At 65.3% G+C, this 22,826-nt stretch carries 26 protein-coding genes; 13 read left to right on the top strand and 13 right to left on the bottom strand.

Annotated elements, in window-relative coordinates; translation table 11 throughout:
* Positions 1–37: 37 nt before the first annotated feature.
* The gene (locus WBR68_RS23755) at positions 38–1,207 is read left to right on the top strand and encodes an MFS transporter (RefSeq protein WP_230695423.1); all 1,170 of its coding nucleotides are present in this window, start codon (positions 38–40) and stop codon (positions 1,205–1,207) included.
* Between the two features lie 46 nt (positions 1,208–1,253).
* Here the strand turns inward: WBR68_RS23755 and WBR68_RS23760 are convergent, their stop codons facing one another.
* Positions 1,254–1,574: a SelT/SelW/SelH family protein gene (locus tag WBR68_RS23760; RefSeq protein ID WP_050444742.1), complete on the bottom strand. Its 321-nt coding sequence runs from the start codon at positions 1,572–1,574 to the stop codon at positions 1,254–1,256.
* Positions 1,575–1,688: 114 nt separating this feature from the next.
* On the opposite strand from WBR68_RS23760, the gene WBR68_RS23765 reads away from it, so the two are divergent.
* On the top strand, positions 1,689–2,894 hold the full coding sequence (locus WBR68_RS23765; protein WP_230695424.1) for a multidrug effflux MFS transporter: 1,206 nt from the start codon (positions 1,689–1,691) through the stop codon (positions 2,892–2,894).
* 53 nt (positions 2,895–2,947) lie between these two features.
* Positions 2,948–3,760 (top strand): enoyl-CoA hydratase, encoded by an 813-nt coding sequence (locus WBR68_RS23770; RefSeq protein WP_230695425.1) that lies wholly within the window; start codon positions 2,948–2,950, stop codon positions 3,758–3,760.
* Here WBR68_RS23770 and chrA read toward each other — a convergent pair.
* Positions 3,757–5,013 carry a chromate efflux transporter gene (gene chrA / locus WBR68_RS23775; RefSeq protein ID WP_230695426.1) on the bottom strand — a complete coding sequence of 419 codons (1,257 nt, stop codon included), beginning with the start codon at positions 5,011–5,013 and terminating at the stop codon, positions 3,757–3,759. The two genes, WBR68_RS23770 and chrA, sit on opposite strands and share 4 nt — an antisense overlap.
* Before the next feature lie 231 nt (positions 5,014–5,244).
* Between chrA and WBR68_RS23780 the strand changes: the two genes are divergently transcribed.
* Positions 5,245–5,724 carry a carboxymuconolactone decarboxylase family protein gene (locus WBR68_RS23780; RefSeq protein WP_230695427.1) on the top strand — a complete coding sequence of 160 codons (480 nt, stop codon included), beginning with the start codon at positions 5,245–5,247 and terminating at the stop codon, positions 5,722–5,724.
* A gap of 10 nt (positions 5,725–5,734) precedes the next feature.
* On the opposite strand, the gene pdxR is transcribed toward WBR68_RS23780, so the two are convergent.
* A complete protein-coding gene (gene pdxR / locus WBR68_RS23785) occupies positions 5,735–7,159 on the bottom strand; it encodes a MocR-like pyridoxine biosynthesis transcription factor PdxR (RefSeq protein WP_230695428.1) in 1,425 nt (474 codons plus the stop codon).
* A 104-nt stretch (positions 7,160–7,263) separates the two neighbouring features.
* Here pdxR and WBR68_RS23790 point away from each other — a divergent pair, with 104 nt between their 5' ends.
* From WBR68_RS23790 to WBR68_RS23800, 3 genes are all read left to right on the top strand, one after another.
* Positions 7,264–7,710 carry a GNAT family N-acetyltransferase gene (locus WBR68_RS23790; protein ID WP_230695444.1) on the top strand — a complete coding sequence of 149 codons (447 nt, stop codon included), beginning with the start codon at positions 7,264–7,266 and terminating at the stop codon, positions 7,708–7,710.
* Positions 7,707–8,336 (top strand): FMN-dependent NADH-azoreductase, encoded by a 630-nt coding sequence (locus WBR68_RS23795; protein ID WP_127184632.1) that lies wholly within the window; start codon positions 7,707–7,709, stop codon positions 8,334–8,336. Before WBR68_RS23790 ends, WBR68_RS23795 begins: the two co-directional genes overlap by 4 nt.
* Positions 8,337–8,652: 316 nt before the next feature.
* On the top strand, positions 8,653–8,967 hold the full coding sequence (locus tag WBR68_RS23800; RefSeq protein ID WP_230695429.1) for a hypothetical protein: 315 nt from the start codon (positions 8,653–8,655) through the stop codon (positions 8,965–8,967).
* A gap of 38 nt (positions 8,968–9,005) precedes the next feature.
* Here WBR68_RS23800 and WBR68_RS23805 read toward each other — a convergent pair whose 3' ends face one another.
* From WBR68_RS23805 to WBR68_RS23825, 5 genes are all read right to left on the bottom strand, one after another.
* On the bottom strand, positions 9,006–10,574 hold the full coding sequence (locus WBR68_RS23805) for a TerC family protein (RefSeq protein WP_127184633.1): 1,569 nt from the start codon (positions 10,572–10,574) through the stop codon (positions 9,006–9,008).
* A gap of 460 nt (positions 10,575–11,034) precedes the next feature.
* Positions 11,035–11,394 carry a hypothetical protein gene (locus WBR68_RS23810; RefSeq protein WP_230695430.1) on the bottom strand — a complete coding sequence of 120 codons (360 nt, stop codon included), beginning with the start codon at positions 11,392–11,394 and terminating at the stop codon, positions 11,035–11,037.
* Positions 11,395–11,508: 114 nt separating this feature from the next.
* Positions 11,509–12,603, bottom strand: coding sequence for a DUF748 domain-containing protein (locus WBR68_RS23815; protein WP_230695431.1), 1,095 nt, complete (start codon positions 12,601–12,603; stop codon positions 11,509–11,511).
* Positions 12,604–12,892: 289 nt separating this feature from the next.
* On the bottom strand, positions 12,893–13,087 hold the full coding sequence (locus WBR68_RS23820; RefSeq protein ID WP_050444732.1) for a hypothetical protein: 195 nt from the start codon (positions 13,085–13,087) through the stop codon (positions 12,893–12,895).
* A gap of 140 nt (positions 13,088–13,227) precedes the next feature.
* The gene (locus tag WBR68_RS23825; RefSeq protein WP_050444731.1) at positions 13,228–14,133 is read right to left on the bottom strand and encodes an EAL domain-containing protein; all 906 of its coding nucleotides are present in this window, start codon (positions 14,131–14,133) and stop codon (positions 13,228–13,230) included.
* Positions 14,134–14,428: 295 nt separating this feature from the next.
* Between WBR68_RS23825 and WBR68_RS23830 the strand changes: the two genes are divergently transcribed.
* Positions 14,429–16,561, top strand: coding sequence for an FUSC family protein (locus WBR68_RS23830; protein ID WP_230695432.1), 2,133 nt, complete (start codon positions 14,429–14,431; stop codon positions 16,559–16,561).
* A 112-nt stretch (positions 16,562–16,673) separates the two neighbouring features.
* Positions 16,674–17,510: a universal stress protein gene (locus WBR68_RS23835; protein WP_050444729.1), complete on the top strand. Its 837-nt coding sequence runs from the start codon at positions 16,674–16,676 to the stop codon at positions 17,508–17,510.
* A 42-nt stretch (positions 17,511–17,552) separates the two neighbouring features.
* Here the strand turns inward: WBR68_RS23835 and WBR68_RS23840 are convergent, their stop codons facing one another.
* The 3 genes from WBR68_RS23840 to WBR68_RS23850 form a co-directional block, all read right to left on the bottom strand.
* Positions 17,553–18,509, bottom strand: coding sequence for a 2-hydroxyacid dehydrogenase (locus WBR68_RS23840; protein ID WP_230695433.1), 957 nt, complete (start codon positions 18,507–18,509; stop codon positions 17,553–17,555).
* 163 nt (positions 18,510–18,672) lie between these two features.
* The gene (locus WBR68_RS23845) at positions 18,673–18,825 is read right to left on the bottom strand and encodes a DUF3309 domain-containing protein (protein ID WP_083447189.1); all 153 of its coding nucleotides are present in this window, start codon (positions 18,823–18,825) and stop codon (positions 18,673–18,675) included.
* Between the two features lie 49 nt (positions 18,826–18,874).
* Positions 18,875–19,036, bottom strand: coding sequence for a hypothetical protein (locus tag WBR68_RS23850; RefSeq protein WP_164741258.1), 162 nt, complete (start codon positions 19,034–19,036; stop codon positions 18,875–18,877).
* A 181-nt stretch (positions 19,037–19,217) separates the two neighbouring features.
* Here WBR68_RS23850 and WBR68_RS23855 point away from each other — a divergent pair, with 181 nt between their 5' ends.
* A complete protein-coding gene (locus tag WBR68_RS23855) occupies positions 19,218–20,300 on the top strand; it encodes a DNA topoisomerase IB (protein ID WP_230695434.1) in 1,083 nt (360 codons plus the stop codon).
* Here the strand turns inward: WBR68_RS23855 and WBR68_RS23860 are convergent.
* Entirely contained in the window at positions 20,286–20,537 is a 252-nt protein-coding gene (locus WBR68_RS23860) for a hypothetical protein (protein WP_050444726.1), read from the bottom strand. The genes WBR68_RS23855 and WBR68_RS23860 overlap by 15 nt on opposite strands.
* 150 nt (positions 20,538–20,687) lie before the next feature.
* Between WBR68_RS23860 and WBR68_RS23865 the strand changes: the two genes are divergently transcribed.
* Both WBR68_RS23865 and WBR68_RS23870 read left to right on the top strand, forming a co-directional pair.
* On the top strand, positions 20,688–21,020 hold the full coding sequence (locus WBR68_RS23865; RefSeq protein ID WP_050444725.1) for a four-helix bundle copper-binding protein: 333 nt from the start codon (positions 20,688–20,690) through the stop codon (positions 21,018–21,020).
* Between the two features lie 76 nt (positions 21,021–21,096).
* Entirely contained in the window at positions 21,097–21,438 is a 342-nt protein-coding gene (locus WBR68_RS23870; protein WP_050444724.1) for a DUF883 family protein, read from the top strand.
* Between the two features lie 92 nt (positions 21,439–21,530).
* Here the strand turns inward: WBR68_RS23870 and WBR68_RS23875 are convergent, their stop codons facing one another.
* Positions 21,531–21,719, bottom strand: coding sequence for a CsbD family protein (locus tag WBR68_RS23875; RefSeq protein WP_230695435.1), 189 nt, complete (start codon positions 21,717–21,719; stop codon positions 21,531–21,533).
* A gap of 182 nt (positions 21,720–21,901) precedes the next feature.
* On the opposite strand from WBR68_RS23875, the gene WBR68_RS23880 reads away from it, so the two are divergent.
* On the top strand, positions 21,902–22,801 hold the full coding sequence (locus WBR68_RS23880) for an SDR family oxidoreductase (protein ID WP_127184638.1): 900 nt from the start codon (positions 21,902–21,904) through the stop codon (positions 22,799–22,801).
* Positions 22,802–22,826: the final 25 nt, after the last annotated feature.

Consider the following 22,826-nt stretch of genomic DNA (forward strand, 5'->3'; position numbering starts at 1 on the left):
CTTCGCATGGCGCGACGCGTCCGGCTTTGGAGCCACCGTGTCACCTTCTTGTTTGAACGCCTGGCGCATTGCCGCCATCATCCTGGTGGGGCTGAACCTGCGCCCCGTCCTGGCGTCCGTGCCCCCCTTGCTGGACGCGCTGCAAGCCGCCACCCGCATGTCAGACACTGCAGCGGGGTTGTTGACCGCCCTGCCCGTTTTCGTGATGGGCCTGGGCGCCCTGAGCGTGGCGCCCCTGCGCCGCATGGCCGCTGAGCACCATGGCATTGCGGCCGGCGTTGCCTTGATCGTGGCTGCCACCGCGTGCCGCTTGTGGGCCGACAACACCATCTTGATGCTGCTGACGGGCGTGATTGCCGGACTGGGTATCGCCGTCACGCAGGCACTGCTTCCGCTGTATATCAAAACCCGGTTTTCATCGGGCATCAGCCCCATCATGGGCATCTATTCGACCGCCATCATGGGCGGTGCGGCCGTCGCCAGCGTGGCCTCGCCCGTGCTGGCGCAACGCTTCGGTGGCTTCGAAGCGTTGGCGACCTGGGCCTTGCCCGCGGCCCTGGCGCTGCTTTGCTGGGGGTTGGTCAACCGGGGCGACGCGGCGCGCGGCGCCGGAGCGACGATAGCGCACAGCCTGTCCACCGCACGCGCGCGACGCTGGTTGCTGGCCGGGTTCTTTGGTCTGGGCACGGGCGCCTACACCTTGGTACTGGCATGGCTTCCCCCCTACTACACGGCGCTGGGCTGGACCCCGGTGGCATCAGGGCAATTGCTGGGCGCAGTGACGGTGGCCGAGATTGCGGCGGGGCTGTTGGTGTCCTTGGTGATTGGCCGGATGCCAGATCGCCGGCCCGCGTTGCTAGCCGCGATCGGCGCGCTCTTGCTGGGCTTGGTGGGCCTGATTGCGTCGCCCGTCGCGCTGGCTTGGCCTGCCGCCGTGCTGGCCGGCCTGGGCATCGGCGCCTTGTTCCCGCTGTCCTTGATCGTAACGATGGACCACGCAACAACGCCGGTCGAGGCCGGCCGCCTGGCGTCGTTCGTGCAGGGCGTGGGTTACCTGATCGCCGCGCTCTTCCCTTTTGCGGCCGGGCTGATCCGCCAGCATCTGGCCGACCTGAAGCCCGCCTGGATGATGATGGCGGCGCTTTGCGTACTGTTATTTGCCATGGCGGCCCGGTTTCGTCCCACACCCATGCGCGGCGCGGCTTGACCGCATGGGGCACGGCGCAAGCCGTGCCAGGTTCGGGCCTACGCGTTCAGATGTCGGGCGCGGCCAGCGGACCAGCCACGTGGCCATCGATATGGCCCAGCGACCGGCTAGGGTCCAAGCGGTCGCGCACGCGCTGTTTCAGGACTTTGGCTTCCGGAAAACCGCCGTCGCTCTTGCGGTCCCAGATCAGGTCGCCGTTGTAGGTGATCTGGAATATGCCGCCCGTGCCAGGTTGCAACACCACTTCACCCAGGTCGGTGGAAAACGTGGACAGCAGCTCTTGCGCCATCCAGCCGGCGCGCAGCAACCACTGGCACTGCGTGCAGTAGAGGATGACGATGCGGGGACGAAAGGCTGGTGTATTCATGGGGAAAGATTCTACTGTGCGTGTCGATTCTGTCACGACGCTCATGCTGGCGCGTTGCTGCGTTCGTGGATAATGTCGGGTTTTCCCGGATGCGAATCGCACCCAAAGCCTGCCATGACGTCTGCCGCTTCTCCCCCTTACCAACGTTGGCTGATCGGTCTCTTGATGGGGCTGGTCACGCTGACTCCGATGGGTATCGATATCTACCTGCCGTCGTTGCCCGCCATGGCGGCGGGGTTTGGCGAACCCGTCACCGCGCTGCAGGCCAGCATCACGCTGTTCATCTTCGCGGTGGGTTTGGGACAGATGTTGATCGGCCCCTTGGCAGACCGTTACGGACGTCGGCCGGTGGCCCTGGGCGGGGCCATGGCGTATCTGGCGGGTTCGGCGCTGGGCGCCGCCGCGTCCACGCTTGAGGTGTTTTATGTCGCGCGTGTCATACAGGGCTTGGGCGCGTGTTCGGCGTCGCTGGTGGCGTTTGCCGCCGTGCGCGACAAGTTCAGCCCCGCCGTGGGTGCGCGGGTCTACAGCTATTTGAATGGCGCCTTGTGCTCCGTGCCCGCGTTGGCGCCCATGCTCGGTGGCGCGCTGGCCGTACATGCCGGCTGGCGCGCCACCTTTGTCTTCATGGTGGTGTTCGCCTTAGCCTTGATAGTGTTGTTGGCGCGGCGTTTTGAAGAAACCCGCGCGGCGCCAACCACGCCAACCGCGCCTCGAGCCCCGCTCTACAGCCTGCCTCGGTATCTGCCCATCGTGGCCAGCGGGCGGTTTCTGTACTTCGCCCTGTTTGGCATGGCAGGCATGGCGATGATTCTGGTGTTCGTGTCGGCGGCGCCTGTGGTGCTGGTGCAGCAACTCGGCTACAACGAGCTGGGCTTTTCGGCTTGGTTCGGCGGCAACGCCGCCATCAACATTGCGGCTTTCTTTCTGGCGCCCACGTTCATTGCCCGGTTCGGGCGCCACACGATGGTACGGGTCGGCATGGCCGCATTGCTGCTGGCGTCGGCCATGCATGCTGCCGCGTGGTGGTGGGTGCCGCTGTCGGCCTGGATATTCATGCTGCCCGTTGCCGTGCTGACAGTAGGGTTTTCGCTGGCCTTGGGTTCCGGCCTGAGCCTGGCGCTGGAGCCCTTCGCCGATCGCGCCGGCACGGCCGCCGCGGTGTACGGCTTGTTCCAGATGAGCGGTTCGGCCGTGGTGGCAACGGTGTTGCTCGACAGTGGCATGGCGCCCCAAGCCGCGATGGCGCTGATCGGCCTGGTGATCGTGGCGCCGCTCTTGTGCCTGTCGCCTGGCATGGCGCGGCGGCTCCGCGGCTGAACTGCGCGGATCCGCTTGCGCTAGTATCCAGGAAACCCTTTTCTGGAGACGACATGGCCCCGGATTCCGATTCCTTGAATAACAAAGCACCGCTGGAGCCGTTGCTGCTGCGCACTTCGGCAGGCGGCGCCGTGACGCTGCGCTTGAACCGGCCCTCGCAGTTCAACGCACTGTCCGAAGGTCTGTTGGCCGCCTTGCAACAAGAAATTGATGCCTTGGCCCGTGACCCCGATGTGCGTTGCGTGGTGCTGGAGTCCGCGGGCCGGGCATTTTGCGCGGGCCATGACCTGCGCGAAATGCGCAGCCAGCCTTCCCTGGACTACTACCGCGCCCTGTTCCGCCAATGCGGCAGGGTCATGCAAGGTTTGCAAGCCCTGCCCGTGCCCGTCATCGCCAAGGTCCACGGTATTGCGACGGCGGCGGGCTGCCAACTGGTGGCCAGTTGCGATCTGGCCGTTGCCGCGGACACGGCGCGCTTTGCCGTGTCGGGGATCAACGTGGGCTTGTTTTGCTCGACGCCCGCCGTGGCGCTCAGCCGCAACGTGTCTGCCAAGCGTGCCTTCGAAATGCTGGTCACCGCGCGCTTTATCGACGCGGCGCAGGCGCGGGACTGGGGCCTGATCAACGACGCCGTGCCCGAGGCCGAACTGGATGCGCGGGTCAACGCGTTGGCGGCGGACATCCTGGCCAAGAGCCCTGCCGCCATCCGCTACGGCAAACGCATGTTCTACCAGCAGCGCCAGATGGCGTTGGCGGATGCCTACGACTATGCCGGCGACGTGATGGCCCGCAACATGATGGAAGCCGACGCCTGCGAAGGCATCGACGCCTTCCTGCAAAAGCGCGCGCCGCGCTGGCAGTCCTAGGCGAAGAAGGCCAGCGCCCATCCGCCGGCGGCCGCCAGCAGCACCACCCACACGGCCGACCAGCGGGCATAGACCAGCAAGGCGAAAAGCAGCAAGGCAAGGCCGAAATCGGTCTTGTTCAAGATGGCGCTGGTCCAGACTGGGTCGTACAGTGCCGCCAACAAGATGCCGACCACGCTGGCGTTCACGCCCGCGATCATGTTGCGTACGGCAGGACGCCGCCGCAGGCTTTCCCAGAACGGCAAGGCGCCCGCCACCAGCAAGGCGCCGGGCAAGAAAATCACGCCCAACAGCGCCAGCCCGCCCATCCAGCCCGACAGCGGGCGGGACGACAAGGCGCCCAGGAAAGCCGCAAAGGCGAACAGCGGCCCCGGCATCGCTTGCGCCGCGCCGTAACCGGCCAGGAAGTCGGCGCTGGAAACCATGCCGCCCGATACCGCCGTGGCGTCCAGCAAAGGCAGCACCACATGGCCGCCGCCAAACACCAGGGCGCCCGCCCGATAGAAGCCGGCAATCTGGCTGGCCGCCGCCGTGTTCGACACGGCCGCCCAGAGGGGCAGGCCCACCAGCAACACCACGAAAAGCACCAGCGCGACATAGGCCGCACCACGCGATACGCCCTGAGTATGGCTGGCCATGATAGGCCGGGGCGGCAGTTGCAGTGCCACGGCCCCCACCACGGCGCCCAGCAAGATGGCGCTTATCTGGCCCCAGGCCGTGGGCAGAACAAGGGTGATCAGGGCGGCCGCCACGGCCAGGCCGGCCCGCGGGTGGTCGGGGCACAGCGTGCGACCCATGCCCCACACGGCCTGGGCCACGATCGCCACGGCGGCGATTTTCAGGCCATGGATAACGGCCGACCCGGATAGCCAGCCGAAGTGGGCCAGGCCCATCGCAAAACCCATCAGCGCCAGGGCCGTGGGCAGCGTGAACGCCAGCCAGGCAGCCAGCATGCCGGCCCATCCGGCGCGGCGCAGGCCGATCGCCATGCCGACCTGGCTACTGGCAGGGCCTGGCAAAAACTGGCACAAGGCAACCAGATCTGAATAAGCATAGTCATCCAACCACTGGCGTCGGTCGACGAATTCGGTGCGGAAGTACGCCAGGTGCGCCACCGGACCGCCGAATGAAGTCAGGCCCAGGCGCAGGAATACCAGGAAGACTTCAAGACAGGATCCGCGCGCCGGCTGCGCCTGTTCGTGGGTGGCGGGCTTGCTGGCGACGTGTTCGTCGTGGGAGGGGGGGTGCGGCATGGGACGTGGGCTTCGTGGTCGGTCGGAGCGCTGGAACTTCGCCCCTGCTCCAAGCTTATAGCCGGGGCGCGCGCCGCTTTCAAGCACCGCTTTGAAGCGCCGTTGCCCCGAGTCATGGCCTAGAACTAAACCATATTCATGGCACTTCTGAACTGGGCCAATCTGCCGCATCCTACGGCTTGCTGATTACTTCGCCCTTTCAACAACAGCGTTTCCAAAAAAGGTAGACCCATGACCCAGCGGTTGGATTACTTCCAGGTGTCGGCGCCCTTGTCCAAGCACTACATGGACTTCAGCGCGGCCATGAAAAACGTACCCGTCATCAAGGAATTCGGCGACCTGGTCGACATCCGCGCCTCGCAGATCAACGGTTGCGGCTTTTGCCTGGACATGCACGTCAAGCAGGCCAGGATGCGCGGCGAACGCGAATTGCGTTTGCATCATGTGGCCATCTGGCGTGAATCAACATTGTTTTCGGCCCGCGAACGCGCCGCATTGGCCTGGACCGAGGCGCTGACCACCCTGCCCGCCCATGGCGTGCCCGACGACGTATATGAAGCCGTGCGCGCGCAATTGTCCGAAGCGGAAATCTCGGACCTGACGTTCCGCGTGGTCGCCATCAACGGCTGGAACCGCTTGAACGTGGCGTTTCGCACGGTGCCCGGTTCCGCCGACGCCGCCTTCGGCCTGGACAAGGCCGGTTTAACCTAAGCGCCAGCCGCTACATCAACGCCCGGATCCGCAAACCGAAATCGTAAGCCTGCTCTTGGGACGCAATGTTGGTGAACCCCAGCAGCAGGCCTGAGGGCGGATCGGGCAACGTCGACCATCGGGACAAGGGATGCGCGTAAAGACCTTGTTCCAGCATGCGCGCCGCCAATGCTTGGTCGCCCGGCTTGCCGTCCATACGCGCCACCAGATGCATGCCGCCTGGTTGCGGGTCAATCCGCAGTTGCGTGCCCAGCGCGGCCTTCAAGCCCGCCGCGGTGGCCTCGCGACGTTCGCTATACAACCGGCGCATCCGCTGGATGTGCCGTCCAAAATGCCCTTCGCTGATGAAGGCGGAGAGGATCGCCTGCGTAATGGCCGGCGCGCCACCCGACAGCAGTCGGCTGATGCGGTCAAAGCGCGCCACTTGCGCGTCGGGCACCACCAGATACGCCAGCCGCATGCCGGGAAACAGCACCTTGCTGAACGAACCCGCATACAGCACGCGCCCCTGCGTATCCAGGCTCTTCAACGCGGGCAGCGGGCGGCTCACATAGCGGTATTCTCCGTCATAGTCATCTTCCACAATCCAGGCCTGCTTGCGCTCGGCCCAATCCAGCAAGGCCTGCCTGCGCGGTAGCGACAAGGACATGGACAGCGGGCTTTGGTGGGCCGGGGTCACCACCGCTGCCGTGGCCTGCCCCGCGTGCGCCTCGCCTTGCGCCACCATCAAGCCATCCGCATCCACCGGCACCGGCACGGCATCCAGCCGGGCTTGCGCCAGCAGCGCGCGCGTGGGCGGATAGCCGGGGTCTTCCACCCAGACGCGGTCGCCGGGCGCAAGCAAGGCCTGGATGATCAACTGCATCGTGTAGTTGTAGCCAGACGTGATGTAGACCTGCGCGGGCTGGCAATGTATGCCGCGCGCCACCCGCAGATAAGCCGCCACCGCGGTACGCAGGTCTGGCAACCCATCCGACGGCGGATACGACAGGTCGGGCGCCTGCACGCTGCGTAATTGGCGCGCACCCAGGCGGGCCCAAAGCTTGCGCGGAAAAGCGTCCAGGGCCGGTATGCCCATCTGGAACGGCAGAATGCGGGGCGGACGAGGCCAGCCGTGCTCGTCGTCAGCCGCTTCGACAGGCGTGACGACAGCGGGTGCGGCGGCCTGCGGTTGCAGGTCCGGCGCGACGATAGTGCCGGCTTGCCCGCGCGCCTGGATATAGCCTTCGGCGGCCAGCAGGGAATACGCCACTTCGATCGTGCCGCGCGCCACCCCCATGTCCTTGGCCAGCGCGCGGGCTGACGGAATGCGGTCGCCGGGTTTCAGCGTGCCTTCCGCGATGGCGCCGCGAAACCGCTCATAGACCTGGCGGTAAAGCGGGTCGGTGCTGTCCGGGGCAAGCGGTCGCTGGGCCTCGGGGCGGCGGCTGATCATGGCATAGTCCAAAGTTCAATTTATGGCTCTTTAAATTATGGCATGCCAAACCTACGATGGCGGCTGAATCAACCCCTATGACATCAGCCCCTATGCAAACCGCCATGGCCGACCCTGCCCTGCGCCACATCGAAACCGAAGACGAATTACGCGCCTGCCTGCCGCTGATGCGTGAGCTTCGGCCCCACCTTGTGGACACCGACGACTTCACCGCCCGCATCCGCCGCATGCGCGATCAACGCTACCACCTGCTGGCGGGCATTGATGGCGATACGCCCGTGGCCCTGGCCGGCTACCGCTACCAGGAAAATCTGCTCTACGGCCGCTTCATGTATGTGGACGACCTGGTGGTGGACGCCTCGCGGCGCGGCGGCCGCTGGGGGGCGCGCCTGTTGCAAGCGCTGGACTGCCTTGCACGCCATGCGGGCTGCGCAAAATTGGTGTTGGACACCGGTCTGGCCAATTCGCTGGCCCAACGCTTCTACTTCCGGCAAGGACTCTTGAGCAAGGGCCTGCACTTCAGCAAAAACCTGGACACGACGACCGCATGAACATTCTTCACCTCACCTGCAGCCCGCGCGGCCGCGCCTCCGAAAGCCGGCGCCTGTCGCAACGCATCATTCAAGGCCTGGTCGACGCCGCTGACGGCGCCACGCCCGCCATCGTGGAAATCGACGCCACCCGCCTGCCCCCTGTGGACCACGAGTATGCCCTGGCGTTAAGCGCGCCGGCAGACCCGGCGGACGAGGTCCTGGCCCGGGGCGCGCTGCAACGATCCAGCGAACTGATCCAGGCCCTGCAAGACGCCACGCACATCGTCATCGCCACGCCCATGCATAACTTCACGGTGCCGTCGGCGTTGAAAGTCTGGATTGATCATGTGGTGCGGGTGCGCAGCACGTTTCGCATCACCGCCGAAGGCAAGGTCGGTAATCTGCGGGATCGCCCGGTGTACGTGGCCGTGTCGTCGGGCGGTGAATTCCTGGGCGACGCGGCACGCCAGCCTGATTTCCTGACGCCGTATTTGAAGCATGTGCTGGGCACGATCGGCCTGCACAACGTGACCTTTTTTTCGGTGCAAGGCACGGCTCGCGGCGACGCGGCATTGCAGGCGGCGCGCGCCGTGGCGGAAGCTGATATTGCCGCGCATCCGCTCGCGCTGGCATCCGTCATCTGATCGCGGCCAGGCCTGGTAATTCTTCATAAGTGCTTGTTTACCAGGCCTTTCAGCCACGTCCGCTTATTAAATCGGGTCGCATTGACACCGCGGAAACGCGCACACTACGCTAGGCCGCAAGCAAGAGGCGCCAGACCCTGATCATGGCTTCTTAACGAAGCACCATCACGCATACGGCGTACTTCGCCCGACCGATTCGTTTTATTGGAGACGTGCGATGACCCGGTGCCAGCCACTCCTGTTCATGACCGTCCTGTTTGCGTTAAGCGCTGGGTTTTCGGCGCCGTCGCAGGCCGCTTGCAGCGATCAGAAAATTATGACGATGGCCGACGATGGCAAATCGGTAAAAGCCATCGCCAAAGCCTGCAACATGACGGTGGCCAAGGTGCGCGCCGCCATGCAAAGCAAGGACGACGATGGCGACGGCCTTGCCGCCGCCGCGCCAGCCGCCCCGGCGCCCAAGAAATTGCCGTCCGGCGCCGGCCTGGCCAGTTGCGACTGCCAGGGCACCGTGCCCTATGGCGACAAAGCGCCCGAACAGCGCTGCGAAAGCGGTATGTCGATGGCGACGCCGTGCGCCGGCTATTGCCCGCCGCGCGGCATCGCGCCGTGGCGCCGCGTGTGCAGCTAGGCGGCGGGCCTCTTTCCAGGCCTTGTCCAGCTTGCTTCTTACATCGCAGGCGCCATTTCCGGGCGGGCATGCACTTGATGAATACGCAGGCCATCGCGGCGCGTCACCTCGAAATTCCATTCGTGCAGGCGAATCGTGTCGCCGGCGTCGGGTAGCCGGCCCACCGCGCGCAGCAGGCAGCCCGCCAGCGTGGCGTCCGGGTAATCGTCGACCAGGCCAGGAATGTCCAGCAAGCGTGCGGTCTCGCCCACCGACAAACCGCCTTCCAGCAACCAGGAACCGTCAGACAACGGCAACGCTTCGGGCTGGTCTTCGCTGTGTTCAGGCAATTCTCCCCCCACGGCGGTCAGCACATCCATCGGCGTGACCAGACCTTCGCAGACGCCGTGCTCGTCCACCACAATCAACATGTGGTCGCGCGTGGCGCGCAGTTCTTCCAGCACCTTCAGCACCGGCATCGTCTCCATGACGTAGCGCGGTTCGCGCGCCAGGTCCACCAGGTCGATGGGCCCGGGGTTGCGCAGCAGCGGCAGCACGTCCTTGAAGTGCAGCACTCCCAAGACGTTGGACGCATCGCCCGCGCAAAGCGGCAAGCGCGAATGGCCGCTTGCGAACTTGCGCACAATGGTTTCCGATGAGTCGGCCACATCCAGCCAGACCATGTCGCCGCGCGGCACCATGATGGAACGCACATCGTGCGCACCCACGGAAAGCACGCGCTCGATCATGGAACTTTCTTCGGGCGCGAAAGCGGGTTCATCGCCCGCGCTGTCCACCAGCGCCACCATCTCGTCGGCCTGTTGGCCCGGCTGACCGGCGCGGCCAGTATGCAGCAGCCGCAACACGGCCTGCGCCGTGCGTTGGCGGCGGCCAAGCGCATGCGTACCCTTGGCGCGGTTACGCCGGGCCAATTGGTTGCACAGCTCGATCAGGATGGAAAAACCAATGGCGGCGTACAGGTAACCCTTGGGCACATGGAAGCCCAGACCTTCGGCCACCAGGCTGAAGCCGATCATCAGCAACAGGCCCAGGCACAGGATCACCACGGTGGGATGGCGGCCCACGAACGCCATCAACGGACGGCTGGCCACCATCATGACGGCCATCGCCAGCACCACGGCAATCATCATGATGCTGAGTTCCTGCACCATGCCGACGGCGGTAATGACCGAATCCAGCGAGAACACGGCGTCCAGCACCACGATCTGCAGGATGACCTGCCAGAAGATCGCGTGCTGCGGCTTCTGCCCGGCCTCGTGGCCGGCGCTGCCTTCCACGCGCTCGTGCAATTCCATCGTTCCCTTGAAGAGCAGGAACAGGCCGCCCAGGATCAGGATCAGGTCGCGTCCGGAAATCTCGCTGCCCCATACGGTGAAGAGCGGCGCCGTCAACGTCACTACCCACGCAATGCTGGCCAGCAGGCCCAGGCGCATCAGCAAGGCCAGGCTCAGGCCGATCAGCCGCGCGCGGTTGCGCTGCTCGGGCGGCAGCTTGTCCGCAAGAATGGCGATGAACACCAGGTTGTCGATGCCCAGAACAATTTCAAGAATCACCAGCGTCGCCAGGCCAAGCCAGGCGGTGGGGTCGTTCATCCAGTCAAAAATCATTGTTGGTCCGCGGGTATCGGGCGTGCGCGCGCAATGGCGCCGCCTTGCTGTAGGTGGAAAGCGTGGGTAAGCAGAGAGGAGTTTGGCAGGCCGCGAAGGCGGCTGGGGTTTGCACCCGGTGGTGCGCGGCACGCGACGGGCGGCGCGGCGGCAACACGGATTGGTACGGGGCGCCGTGTCGATACGGCAGCCTGTCGGCGTAGAGAAAGCAAAGGCGGGCGCCGGGGCGCCCTGCCAGGAGGAGGTTCTTGAGTCATTGAAGGCGGTGTTCACGGGGTTGCTTTTGCAAGCAATGGGCGTAACACCGCTGGGCTCTCGTTCTTACTGGAAGCTGAATAATACCTGAAAGGCGTTTCGCCTTCTGTCGGTGCAAGCCCGGGCCTCAGCGCGTATCCGCCGAGCCTCACGATCCGGGCGATACGCCAGAACCCGACATGCCCTTGCTATCCGGCGCGCCCGCCTAGCTGCCGCCGCTGGACTGGCGCCCGCCTTGACCGCTGTGTTGGCCACCGCGCTTGCCGCCATCCGGGGCATCCTCGCCGCGCCTGGGCGCCGCGTTTGAATCGTTGGATTTCGGCTGGGGCGTTCCGGTCGTTTCTTCAGGAGTGGGCATTTTCTTCTTGCCCTGGCTTTCCACTCCCGGAACCGGCTCGCGGATGGCGTTGGCGGGCGCCATCTTTTCGTCGGCCGTAGGCATGGGCATGGAGGGCGGCGGCGCGGCCTGTGCCACCAACGTGGTCTGGCTCGTCTGCGCCGTGCCGGCCTGCCAGGGCAATAGCGCCAGCAGGGCGGACACGAATAGCAGTTTGTGGCTTTTCATCGTTGTCTCCCAATTAATGACAGTGACAAACGCAATGCCAACGGATAAGGAGTGGGTGAGGAATTGTTTTCGAGTACGCCGCAAGTCGCGTGCCTGCGCCAACACGACAGCGCGTCAGGGGCTGAGCATGTCCGACAAGGCGTCGCCCAGTTCCTTGACCGCGCCGGTCACGCCTTGGGCGGCGCCCTCCGCGCCCACGCCGATGGCGCGGCCGAAGCCCTGCGCCACTTGCGCGGCAAAACCGCGCGTGACGGAAAACTTGGGGTTGTCCAGGCTGCCACGCAAGGCGAACTGGAATCGCAAGGCGCCGGTGTTGTCTTTCATGGCGGCCAGAACGGCTTTGCGCGGCAGCGAAAAAATCGATCCGTCGCCGCTGAATTTCATGTCGCGCAGCGCCACGGCGCCCGATGCCCGCAAATTCTGTTTGACGATGGCCGTGGTCATGTCCAGGTCCAACGCCCCGCCAGTCAAGGTGCCGGCGCCGTTTTCCGCCAGGTACGGCGCGGCGTGGCGGATATCCATATTGCGCACCGCGATTTTCATCTCTGAATCGGTGCCGCCAATGGCCACCCAGCCTTGCGCGCGCACGGTCGATTCGCCATTGCGGTTGTCTTCCACGTCGCCGGCGAATTCGATGTTGCTGTGCGCGCCCTCTCCCGGAATCACCACGGGACTCAGCCGCGCCTGCACATTCTTGAACGCAATACGATGGGCGGGCTTGGCCATGGCGGCGTCCAGGAAATCCAGCCGCCCGTCGCGCAGCACCAGTTGCGTGATTTCGATGGGCATGCGGGCGCGCGTGCGGCCCTCGCCCCCCTGCAGCGCCGTCTTCAAGGCAGGCGCAATCTGCATATCGCCATCGGCGGTACGCACGACGGCAAAATCGAAGCCCTCGATGATGACGGCGTCGAACACCGCTTCGTGCCGCAAGAACCCGGACCAACGGGGCTCAAGCACCACCCGCTTGGCGCGCGCCTCAGCCTGCCCTGACGCGCCTGGCACCAAGACGTCGGTCAATACCACCTGCCGGAGACGGACCTGAACATCGCCCACCTGGCTGCGCGGTCCCAGCAAGCTTGAAACGCGCTGTTCGACGATACGTACAGCGGCAAAGGCCAGAATGGCCGCCAGCGCAATCAGCATCAGCAGCACCGCCAGGGTGGTACCCAAGGCGGAGCGCTGGCGCGATGCGGGGGCAAGCGGGTTCATGAGCAATCCTGGATAAAGCCAACGAGAGGATGGTCGAACGAAAGCAGGGTCAGAAAGGCTGGATCAAAGAGGCTGAGTCAAAGAGGCTGAGTCAGAAAGACAGGGGCAAACAGGCATGGTCAAAGAGGCATGGTCAAAGATAAGGCAACATATTTCAATGGCCGAAAAGGATGATGGCGGCAAACCGTCCCCCCCAAGCAAATGGCCCCGGCCGCGCCTGTCAGAGGGCGTGGACGGGGCCGTCGGGATACGCGCTGCCGGTATGCGGTCTCAAGGCGCGATCAAAACGCTAGCGTTGCGTCTTGTTTTGCTGACCCGGGTTCTGGCCCTGCTGGCCTTGCCCCTTGTCGATCTGCTGGCCAGGCTGTTGCCCTGACTGCTGACCGGGTTGCTGGCCCGATTGCTGGTTGCGGTCCTTGGGATTTTCCTGGGCCTGTTGTTTTTGCGGCTGCTTTTGCTGGTCGGGCTGGTTCTGATTGGACATTGCAAGTCTCCTAGAGGGCGGAACAGTTCCGCCGGACTTGCTATAGCAACTGACGTGCCCAAACGCCATGCGCGCCGAGGGATGCGGGAAGCCACGCGCGCAGACACCGATTCCTCGGTAAGAATTACCGCCGTCGCCGACTATTGCGTCGTCACGCGCACGGGAGGGCCGGGCTCGGCATCAGCGCCGTCAAACGCTTCAATCCAGGACGACGCATAACTGGCCGACGCAGATAGCGGCGCCACCCCGTCGCGTTGCGTGCGCAGGCGCAGCATCAGCTCGTCCAGCGTCATGGGCCGGCCCAACGCGAAACCTTGGCCATATCGGCAACCCGCCGCACGCAAGGCAGGAATGTCGGCGACGTTCTCGACCCCTTCGGCCACCACGCGCCAACCCATGCGGGTAGCAAGCTCAGCGGCGCTGCGCAGCACTTCGAACGCTACGGCGCTGCGCCGCATGCGCGTCACGAAATACTGGTCGATCTTGACTTCGGAAAGCGGAATGGCCGACAGCAGCTTCAACGAGGCATACCCGGTACCGAAGTCGTCCAGGCTGACCTCGCAGCCCGCGTCCTCAAGCTTCATGAGCGACGCGCGCAAGACATCAAGGTCCTTGATGGGCTGGTCTTCGGTCAGTTCGACACGCACCAGCGAGGCCGGAAGCTCCGCCGCGCGGATGCGTTCAAGCAGAAAGGCAACCGAGCGATCATCGGCAAGCGTGGTGGCAGGCGCGTTGATCGCGACCGGCACCGCCACGCCCATCCGGCGCATGGTAAGCAGCACATCAATCACGCGCAGGCAAACGCGTTCGAACAACTGCTTGTCCATGCCCATGCGGTTGACGGCAGGAATGAACTCGGCCGGCATGACCAGCCCAAGGCGCGGATGCTGCCATCGCGCCAGCGCCTCGGCCGACACGATCCTGCCTGTCAACAAATCCATCTGGGGCTGCAACAGCACGCGCAGCCCGTCTTTTCCTGTAATCATGGCGGCGATTTCATCATCGCTGACCACCGAGCTCGTGGAAGCCTCGTGATTCGGCGTCATGTCTACGCTCCTGGCGCATCCCTGGATGAAGCCTGCGCTGTCCAGGCGCAGACAGGGACACATTGGGACATGAGTTCACTGTGGGCTTACCGCGATCGCGTGTCACCAAAATTATCGATAACGCGACCGCACTTGTTTTTTTATGCCATTTTGCGCAATTGTTCCAGGCAAATTTGCGTGCTTCAGATGCTGGATTCACATTAATGTAACGGTCCGTATACGCAGACATCCTTGTCGACATGCTAGGGTTTGCGTCCTACGCCTTTCCCCCTGCCTGAAGCTGCCCTGTTCTAGCGTGACAAAACTGCTCTCCCTCTGGCGCGCCTCGCTGCGCAATGTGCTGTGGCTGGACGCCCTGCAAGCCGCCGCGATCAGCGCGGCCCCCGTCATTCTGGCCGTGCTGGCGCACGAACCCCGCCTGGGCTGGACCGCCATCGCCGCCTTCTGGGCCTGCTTCGGCGACCCCGGCGGGCCGTTACGCCAGCGCGCGGGTTCCATGCTGGCGCTGGGGCTGATCGGCGCCTTGTTCTGCTTCCTGGCCAGCGCCAGCGCCGGACATCTGTGGCTGCTGCTGCCGCTGACCTTCGTCTGCTGCACCTTTGGCGGGCTGCTGCGGGTGTTGGGGCCTGCCGCCGCCATCGTCGGCACACTGCTGTCGGCCGGGTTCGTGGTGGCGGCCGAACTGCCCGCGCCCACCATGGCCGAAAGCCTGTCCTACACGCTGTTTTTCCTGGCGGGCGCGGTCTGGGCCATGTTGATGACCGCGCTGGTGTGGCGCAGGCGGCCCTGGAAAGACGCGACCCACGCGGTCGCCCACTGCTATCGCGGCCTGGCCGACTTTGCCGATGCCCTGGCGCGCATGTATTCCGGCCTGACCCCAACGGGCGGTCCCCAGGCGTGGACGGCCGTCACCAAGCCGCAACGCAGTGCGCAGCGGGCGGCATTGGAAGCGGCCCGGGTGCGTATCCGTGAAGTGCAGGACACCCGCCCCTCGCGGCGCGCCCGCGCGCACCAACTGATGTACCTGCTGGACAGCGCCGAAGACAGCTTCATTGCGCTGGTGGCCGCAGCGGACCTGCTGGAGTCCAATGCGCCCCGCTGGCTGGGCCGCAGCGCGGGCGCGCATCTGTCCCATGCGCTGCACCGCTACGCGAGCGTGTGCAACGCCATCGCCAGCACGTCCGACGTTGGTGACGCCAAACAGGCGCAATGCCTGCGCGAGCGGCTGGCGCACTTCAGCGCCGGCCTGCATGATCTGCGTGGCGGTGCAATGGCGTATGCGCCCGATCTGGCCTCGATCGTGCCAGTGCTGGACCGCATGCTGCACACCGCCCAGGCCGTCATGCAGGCGCTGTTCGACCAAGGCGACACGCCCACGGCGCCGGTCGCCGTTCCAGGCCTGGCAAGCCGCGCGCGCCAGGCTGCCCGCACCTTGCGCCAGAACCTGGGGGTGGAGTCCGACGCCTTTCGCCATGCCCTGCGCGTGGGGGTGGGCGCCACCATTGCCGTGGCGTTGTCCAAGACCTTTGCCGTCAATCACGGCTATTGGATGTCGCTGACCTTGGTTTTCATCCTGCAGCCCTATTTCGCCACTACCTGGCAGCGCACGCTAGAGCGGGTGATCGGCAGCGTGGCCGGCGCCATCGGCGCGTCATTGCTGGGCCTGTTGCTGAGCACGCCGCTGTCCGTGGCCTTGGCGGTGCTGCCCATTGCGCTGGGCACCTTCGCCGCCCGCACCATCCATTACGCGCTGTTCACCTTCTTCCTGACCTCTCAGTTCGTGCTGGTCAGCCATATCCAGCAACCCGAGATCTACGAACCCATGCTGGCCGCGCTGCGTGCCTTCAACAGCGTGTTGGGCGGCATTCTGGCCTTGTTGGTGGGCTTTCTGGTGTGGCCCGAAAAAGAACCGCGCCAATTGGCCGACGCGTTGACGCGCGCCCTGGATCGCCACGCCGCCTACGCCCTGGCGCTGATCCGCCTGAAAAGCAATTCCCAGGCGGATGCCGGCGCGGTCGACATTGTCGGCCTGCGCCGGCTGGCCTGCCTGTCGGCCGACAACGCCGAAGCGTCCTTGCAGCGGCTGCAGCAAAACCCCGTGCACCGCGACCGCAAGGTCGACACCGCCGTCAACCTGTTGAACGCCATGCGGCGCATTACCGCCGCCGGCACCGTGCTGGAAATCCAGCCGCCCTTGCCGCCCGACGCTCCGGCCGCCGCGCAGGCGCTGCAGGATTACGGCCTGGTCCTGGCGCACGCGCTCCATCCCCAGGACAATGCACCCGCTTTGGCCCCGCGCCAGTTCACGGTCCCGGCCGCCGTGCAGTCCGCCGACCCCGCGCTGGCCGGCCCCTTGGACCGCATCGCCCAACAGGCGCGCCAGGTGCGGCAACTGCGCGACCGCGTGGAAAAGGAAGCGCCGCGCTAGCCGTGGTTGACGCCGTCGGCAAAAAGTAGCGCCAAGTTGACGCGCGTCAATGGCGGGCCAGCCGGATCGCGCAACCATGGATTCATGGGAACGCTTATCAAGGAGGCCCGCCATGTACCGACGCATTTCCGTCCACCTGGACCACGGATTCGACTGCAAACGCCGCACCGCCTTGGCGCTGGCGCTAGCCAAACAGCATCAGGCGGACGTGGTCGGCATTTATGCCAACGCCGCGCCGCCCCAGTATTACTACGGTGAGTCCGTGCTGATGTCGCGCACGCTGGACGTCATGAAGGAACTGCAGGCGCAAAATCGGGGCGCGGTACAGAACGCCTTTCTGGAAGCCGCCGCGGCCGCCGACGTGCCCGCCGTGGTGCGCGCGGGCGATGCCGCGCCCAGCGCCACCGTTGCGCTGCACGCACGCAGCAGCGACCTTGTCATCATCAGCCAGTTCAACCGCGACGATGTCGACGCCGCGCACGAGACAGAATTCGTGGAACAGATGCTGCTGACCACCGGCCGGCCCGTGCTGGTATTGCCATCAAGCGGTGATTTTTCAGGCATAGGCAAACGCGTGCTCTATTGCTGGGACGGCAGCCGGGAAGCGGCCCGCGCCCTGGCCGACGCCGCCCCAGCCCTGCGCCTGGCGTCGCACCTGGTGGTGCTGACCATGGACGAAGGCGAAAATGCCGCCGGGCACGAAGTCGTGCCCTTCAACGACCTGGCCACGTACTGCGTCGCGCACGGCATGCCGGCGCCGGAACACGTGCGCCGCGCCATCAAGGGGGTGGGCGTGGGCAGCACCATCCTGAACGCGGTCGCCGACCACAGCGCCGACCTGATCGTGATGGGCGCTTATGGCCACAGCAAGTTCCGCGAATGGGCCATGGGCGGCGCCACCGCGTTCATCCTGCAAAGCATGACCGTGCCGATCATGTTCTCGCACTAAGCCCGCGACGAGTACCGGCCGCGGCTCAGGCCCGGGCCTGGCTCAGGCGGCTTGCGCGTGCGCGTCCCGCACCGGAGTCAGCACGGGCTTGCCGTTGACATGCGCCGTGGCGTTTTCCAGAAACAGTGCCACGGTGGCCGCCACCGCCTCGGGTGAGCGTCCCGCGCTGTGCGGGGTCAGCACCACGTTGTCCAACTGCTTGAGCGCGTCAGGAAGGTGGGGTTCGCCATCCACCACATCGAGCCCCGCCCCGGCGATGCCGCCGCTGGCCAGCGCCGCGATCAGCGCGTCGGTATCCACTACGCTGCCGCGCGCAATGTTCACCAGATAGCCCTCGGGGCCCAGGGCCCGCAGCACCTCGGCATCCACCAGATGCCGCGTGCTGGCGCCGCCGGGTGTGGCGATGACCAGAAAGTCGGATTCCGCGGCCAGCGCGCGCGGGTTATCGAAATACGTGTAGCCCGTTTCGGGGCGCGCCCGCCGTTTGTAATAGCCGACCCGCATGCCGAACCCGTTCGCCCCACGGCGCGCGATTTCAAGGCCGATGGTGCCCAGCCCCAGAATGCCCAGGCGCTTGCCCGTCACCTGCGGCCCCATGAACCCGCTCCATTTTCCTTGCCGCACCCAGGCATCAGCCTGTGGCAGACGGCGGGCCGCGCCCAGCAACAGCGCCATGGCGTGGTCGGCCACCGACACGGCATTGGCGCCCGGCCCATTGGTGACCACGATGCCGCGCGCGGCCGCCGCGGCCAGGTCAATGTTTTCGTAGCCCACGCCCAGCGAACAGACCAGTTCCAGCTTGGGCATGGCGGCCATTTCATCGGCGCGCAGGCCGGTGGCGCCGCGCGTCAGGACGATGCGGATCTTGTCGGCGTGGTCCTGAATGGCTTGTTCTCGGGCTTGGTCGTCAGGCGCGTACACGGGCTGAAACCCGCGCGCCTGGATCTCGGGCAGATAGTCCTGCACGCTGTCGATCAGAATCAGTAAGGGAATGGGCATGTTGCTGCTGCGGATAGGCGGGTCGATGTAGGCGCCGAAATCTTACGCCTGGGGACCCTCATGCGCTACCCGCCGTCCAGGCAGCGGCCATTCCTCCTGGCAAAACTCGGGTGGCCCAGCCCGCGCGCGGCGCGGCCGGGCCGAGTTAGCAGCCATCAGAACGCTATATGCGCCCCATCAGCAGCATCACGATCAGCACGATCACGACAATGCCAAGCAGGCCGCTAGGGTAATAGCCCCAGCTTTTACTGTGCGGCCACGCCGGCACAGCGCCGATAAGCAGCAGGATCAGAATGATCAGCAGGATGGTCGACATGATGACTCCTCGTCGTTATTGATTCGAATTCTTGGATGGCAAGCGGGCATCAACGCTTTGGTGGCTCAATTTCCTTGACGGGCGGCGATAGCGGCGGCAGGTCCACCTCGGGTTGGTCGGTGTCCGGATCCACCGGCAGGTCTCCCGGCGGCGAACCCGGCGGGATGGGCTCGGGTTTCGGCGGCACGTGTAGATACTGTGTGGCTTGCATGGCACTCTCCTGTAGGGATCATCGCGAACCCCGCAAAACCACAGGGCCCGAAACAATCGATTCGCGGACATTTGTCGCTGAACCCCCCTCAGCAAGCGCCGTGCCCAAACCTTCAGCTTGCCGCAAGCGGCGTCAGGCACGGCGCTTGCTTGCGCTGCGCGCGCCTGTTTCCGGAGACAGCATGGACACCCGCACCCCGCATGCCGACACGGCGCCGAGCGCCATTGACCCCCCTTTGGTCTATGTGGACGACACTCTGCCGGGGTATCGCCGGGTACGGGTCAACGGCAACACGTTTCATTACCTCGACGCGGATGGCAAACGCATTACCGACGATGCGGAAATTGAACGCATCAACAAGCTTGCAATACCGCCCGCGTATGAAGCCGTCTGGATCTGCCCCCTGGCCCACGGCCATCTTCAAGCCACCGGCCGCGATGCCCGCGGTCGCAAGCAATACCGGTATCACCCGGCTTGGGCCGCGCTGCGTGATGCGGGCAAATATCAAAACCTGCTTGCCTTCGGGCAGGCGCTGCCGCGCATCCGGCGCCGGGTGGCGCTCGACATGCGGGCGCGCGGGCTGACGCAGGACAAGGTGGTGGCCACGCTGGTACGGCTGCTGGAAACGACCTTGATCCGTATCGGCGCGCGCGAGTATGCGCGGTCCAACAAATCGTATGGCTTGACCACGCTGACGCGTCGCCACGCCACGGTGGCGGGCAGCAGCTTTCGTTTCCGGTTCGTGGGAAAAAGCGGCGTGCCCCATGACGTCACCGTCCGAGACCGCCGGGTGGCGCGCATCATCAAACGCTGCATGGAAATTCCAGGCCAGCAGTTGTTCCAGTACCTGGATGAAGACGGCGCCAAACATCCGGTGGATTCAGGCGCGGTAAATGCCTATTTGCGCGCGGCCGGCGATGGTGACTTTACCGCCAAGCATTACCGCACCTGGGCTGGCTCGGTGATGGCCTATGCCGCCCTGCAAGGCCAGCCGATCGAGAGCGCCACGCAAGCGCGCCAACAGGTGGCCGACGTGATCAAGCAAGTGTCCAGGCGGCTGGCCAACACACCCGCCGTGTGCCGCGCCTGCTATGTGCATCCGGCAGTGCTCGAAGCCTATCTGGAAGGCCGCTTGCCGCCAAAGACGCGCGCGCCAGACGGGCCGCGCGGCCTGCATGCCGACGAACGGCGGCTGCTGGCATTTCTGCAAAACCTGCCGCCACTGGACGTGCCCGCGCCGCCCACGCCCTCAGAGCAGATGTGAGCGCGCGTTCTTCGCGCGGGGCTGCGGCGCATCGCCGTCCGCCCAGTTCGATTCGGTCTGGTTGTCGACCACGATGCGTTTGTCGCGCGCGGCTTCGTTGGGCGTGGAGGCGTCTGGTTTGACTGGTTGTTTCGGCACATCGACGGGGCCGCGTGGCGGCAGTATCTTTGCGGTGTCGTCAGTGTCGGCCGCCGGGCGGGCGGCGTTGCCGGGTTTCGAAGCGGATCGGGATTTCATGATGCTGACTCCTGTCTGGTTTCGAGCATTCATCCTACGGCGGCTGACCCGTGCAAACCAAGGTCAGTATCTTCAAATTGCAAGCGGATGTGCCCGGCGCGGGGCGGGCGCGCCTTTGCCAAGCGCCACGGGCACTCACAAGGAGATGCAATGCGAGACCCAAACTTCGAGCAATGTGTGCAAGCCTGCTATGAATGCGCGGTGGCTTGTGACCAGTGCGCCGCGGGCTGCCTTGAAACCAACGCTACGCGGATGAAGCGCTGCATCAGTCTGGCGACGGATTGCGCCAGCGTGTGCCGCCTTTGCGCCGCCATGCTGGCGCGCAACGGCGAATTTTCCACCGCGCTTTGCACGTTGTGCGCCTTGGTCTGCGATGCTTGCGCCCGCGCTTGCGCGCCTTACCAGGACGTGGAACATTGCCAGATATGCGCGGGCGCCTGCCTGGCCTGCACGCTGGCTTGCCAAGATATGCTTGAAGCTTGACGCTTCGACACGCCACGCGGCCGCACGGGCAGGCCAGCGCTGGCGCCTACCCAGCCCGACTGCCAGGAGCTTCTAGATGGCCTCTACGAACACCCCTTTGCCTTCCGACTTTCCCGAGAACGGCCCGGACAATCGTGGGTCGCGCAGCCGCGCGCGCCATCCGGAAAGTTGGATCGATGAAATCGAAGCCACCTTGCGCGACGCCGACCCGGGCGATCTGGATGCGCTCAAGGCACGCCTGGCGGATCAGTTGGCGGCCACGCGGCGCAGCCTGCGCGACGCCTCTGACAACGCGGGCGACCTGATGCGCGAAACGATAGATTGCACCGAGGAATACATCCACGCTCGCCCGTGGCAAGCCATCGGGCTGGTGGCCGGCGCGGCGTTCTTGTTCGGCGTGGTGGTCGGACGCCAGTAAGCCACGGCAAGCGCCACCCCACAAGGTCCGGATCACGTCCGGACCTTGTTGCATTCAGCCCAGGTATTCAGCCCGGGTATTCAGCCTGGGGTTCAGGCCTTGCCCTGAGCCTTGTCCTCGGCCCTTTCCTTCGCATCGCCATAGGCCGCCTGCGTCTTGCCGGCCACTTTCTGGGCCGTGCCCTTGGCTTCGGTCGATGCGTTGCCTGTCGCCTTGCCTGCCACCTCCTTCACCTTGCCGGCGGCTTCGTCAATCTTGCCCTTCACCTGGTCCTTGTTCATGGCTGTCTCACTTTCATCGCGTTGACGGAATACCGGCGCCAGAGTCGGCGCCGGTAGGGGCACTCTCGCAAGTGACGTGCCCAAACCGCGACAGCATGGCGGCCTGGGAACAGGGTTTGCTCCCCGCCTGCCTTGCCACGGCGCGGTCTTTTGCGCCATGCCACGACAACAGGAGCCCAACCATGAGCAAACCCAAGAGCACCACCGGCACCACCGACACCGGCGCCCGTCCGCACCCCACCCCACCCATGCCCGGCCAGCATCTGGAAAAGCCCGGTAATGAATCCGACATGGTGCTGAAACCGCAATATCAAGCGCCGGGTTACGCCGGCAGCGGCAAGCTGCAAGGCATGGCCGCCATCGTGACGGGCGGCGACTCCGGTATCGGCCGCGCGGTCAGCGTGCTGTACGCCCGCGAAGGGGCCGACGTCGCGGTCGTCTACCTGGACGAGCATGAAGATGCCGAGGAAACCCGCCGCGTCGTCGAAGCCGAAGGCCGGCGTTGCGTGCTCGTCCCGGGTGACGTGCAAGACCCGGCCTTTTGCAAGGATGCCGTGGCGAAGGCTGTCAACGCGTTCGGCAAGCTGGACATTCTGGTGAACAACGCCGCCTATCAGCAGCACTCCGAGTCGCTTGTCGAGATCAGTGACGACAAGTGGGACAAGACCCTGCGTACCAACATCACCGCCTATTTCTACATGGCGCGCGCGGCGCTGCCTCACCTGAAGGCCGGCGCCTCCATCATCAATACGGGTTCGGTGACCGGCCTGCGCGGCAGCGCCAAGCTGTTGGATTACTCGTCGACCAAGGGCGCCATCCATGCATTCACGCGCTCTTTGGCCGCCAATCTTGCCGCCGACGGCATCCGGGTGAACGCGGTTGCGCCCGGCCCTGTCTGGACGCCCTTGAACCCGGCCGACCAAAGCGCCCAGGCCATCAAGGAATTTGGCAAGAAGACGGACCTGGGCCGCCCGGCGCAACCGGAAGAAATTGCGCCGGCCTATGTGTTCCTGGCCGCGCCAGTCTGCGCCAGCTACATCACGGGCATCGTGCTGCCCATCACCGGCAGCGCGGGCGACTGATACACGATCGCGTCGGGGCGAGACC

The sequence above is a fragment of the Achromobacter sp. JD-1 genome (genome assembly GCF_038594925.1).
GTDB classification, from domain to species: domain Bacteria; phylum Pseudomonadota; class Gammaproteobacteria; order Burkholderiales; family Burkholderiaceae_B; genus Achromobacter; species Achromobacter spanius_C.

Excerpts from the sequence above, each read along its gene's own strand:
- WBR68_RS23760 (WP_050444742.1), bottom strand. The coding sequence starts at position 1,574 with ATGAATACACCAGCCTTTCGTCCCCGCATCGTCATCCTCTACTGCACG.
- WBR68_RS23765 (WP_230695424.1), top strand. The coding sequence starts at position 1,689 with ATGACGTCTGCCGCTTCTCCCCCTTACCAACGTTGGCTGATCGGTCTC.
- WBR68_RS23770 (WP_230695425.1), top strand. The coding sequence starts at position 2,948 with ATGGCCCCGGATTCCGATTCCTTGAATAACAAAGCACCGCTGGAGCCG.
- chrA (WP_230695426.1), bottom strand. The coding sequence starts at position 5,013 with ATGCCGCACCCCCCCTCCCACGACGAACACGTCGCCAGCAAGCCCGCC.
- WBR68_RS23780 (WP_230695427.1), top strand. The coding sequence starts at position 5,245 with ATGACCCAGCGGTTGGATTACTTCCAGGTGTCGGCGCCCTTGTCCAAG.
- pdxR (WP_230695428.1), bottom strand. The coding sequence starts at position 7,159 with ATGATCAGCCGCCGCCCCGAGGCCCAGCGACCGCTTGCCCCGGACAGC.
- WBR68_RS23790 (WP_230695444.1), top strand. The coding sequence starts at position 7,264 with ATGGCCGACCCTGCCCTGCGCCACATCGAAACCGAAGACGAATTACGC.
- WBR68_RS23795 (WP_127184632.1), top strand. The coding sequence starts at position 7,707 with ATGAACATTCTTCACCTCACCTGCAGCCCGCGCGGCCGCGCCTCCGAA.
- WBR68_RS23800 (WP_230695429.1), top strand. The coding sequence starts at position 8,653 with ATGACGATGGCCGACGATGGCAAATCGGTAAAAGCCATCGCCAAAGCC.
- WBR68_RS23805 (WP_127184633.1), bottom strand. The coding sequence starts at position 10,574 with ATGATTTTTGACTGGATGAACGACCCCACCGCCTGGCTTGGCCTGGCG.
- WBR68_RS23810 (WP_230695430.1), bottom strand. The coding sequence starts at position 11,394 with ATGAAAAGCCACAAACTGCTATTCGTGTCCGCCCTGCTGGCGCTATTG.
- WBR68_RS23815 (WP_230695431.1), bottom strand. The coding sequence starts at position 12,603 with ATGAACCCGCTTGCCCCCGCATCGCGCCAGCGCTCCGCCTTGGGTACC.
- WBR68_RS23820 (WP_050444732.1), bottom strand. The coding sequence starts at position 13,087 with ATGTCCAATCAGAACCAGCCCGACCAGCAAAAGCAGCCGCAAAAACAA.
- WBR68_RS23825 (WP_050444731.1), bottom strand. The coding sequence starts at position 14,133 with ATGACGCCGAATCACGAGGCTTCCACGAGCTCGGTGGTCAGCGATGAT.
- WBR68_RS23835 (WP_050444729.1), top strand. The coding sequence starts at position 16,674 with ATGTACCGACGCATTTCCGTCCACCTGGACCACGGATTCGACTGCAAA.
- WBR68_RS23840 (WP_230695433.1), bottom strand. The coding sequence starts at position 18,509 with ATGCCCATTCCCTTACTGATTCTGATCGACAGCGTGCAGGACTATCTG.
- WBR68_RS23845 (WP_083447189.1), bottom strand. The coding sequence starts at position 18,825 with ATGTCGACCATCCTGCTGATCATTCTGATCCTGCTGCTTATCGGCGCT.
- WBR68_RS23850 (WP_164741258.1), bottom strand. The coding sequence starts at position 19,036 with ATGCAAGCCACACAGTATCTACACGTGCCGCCGAAACCCGAGCCCATC.
- WBR68_RS23855 (WP_230695434.1), top strand. The coding sequence starts at position 19,218 with ATGGACACCCGCACCCCGCATGCCGACACGGCGCCGAGCGCCATTGAC.
- WBR68_RS23860 (WP_050444726.1), bottom strand. The coding sequence starts at position 20,537 with ATGAAATCCCGATCCGCTTCGAAACCCGGCAACGCCGCCCGCCCGGCG.
- WBR68_RS23865 (WP_050444725.1), top strand. The coding sequence starts at position 20,688 with ATGCGAGACCCAAACTTCGAGCAATGTGTGCAAGCCTGCTATGAATGC.
- WBR68_RS23870 (WP_050444724.1), top strand. The coding sequence starts at position 21,097 with ATGGCCTCTACGAACACCCCTTTGCCTTCCGACTTTCCCGAGAACGGC.
- WBR68_RS23875 (WP_230695435.1), bottom strand. The coding sequence starts at position 21,719 with ATGAACAAGGACCAGGTGAAGGGCAAGATTGACGAAGCCGCCGGCAAG.
- WBR68_RS23880 (WP_127184638.1), top strand. The coding sequence starts at position 21,902 with ATGAGCAAACCCAAGAGCACCACCGGCACCACCGACACCGGCGCCCGT.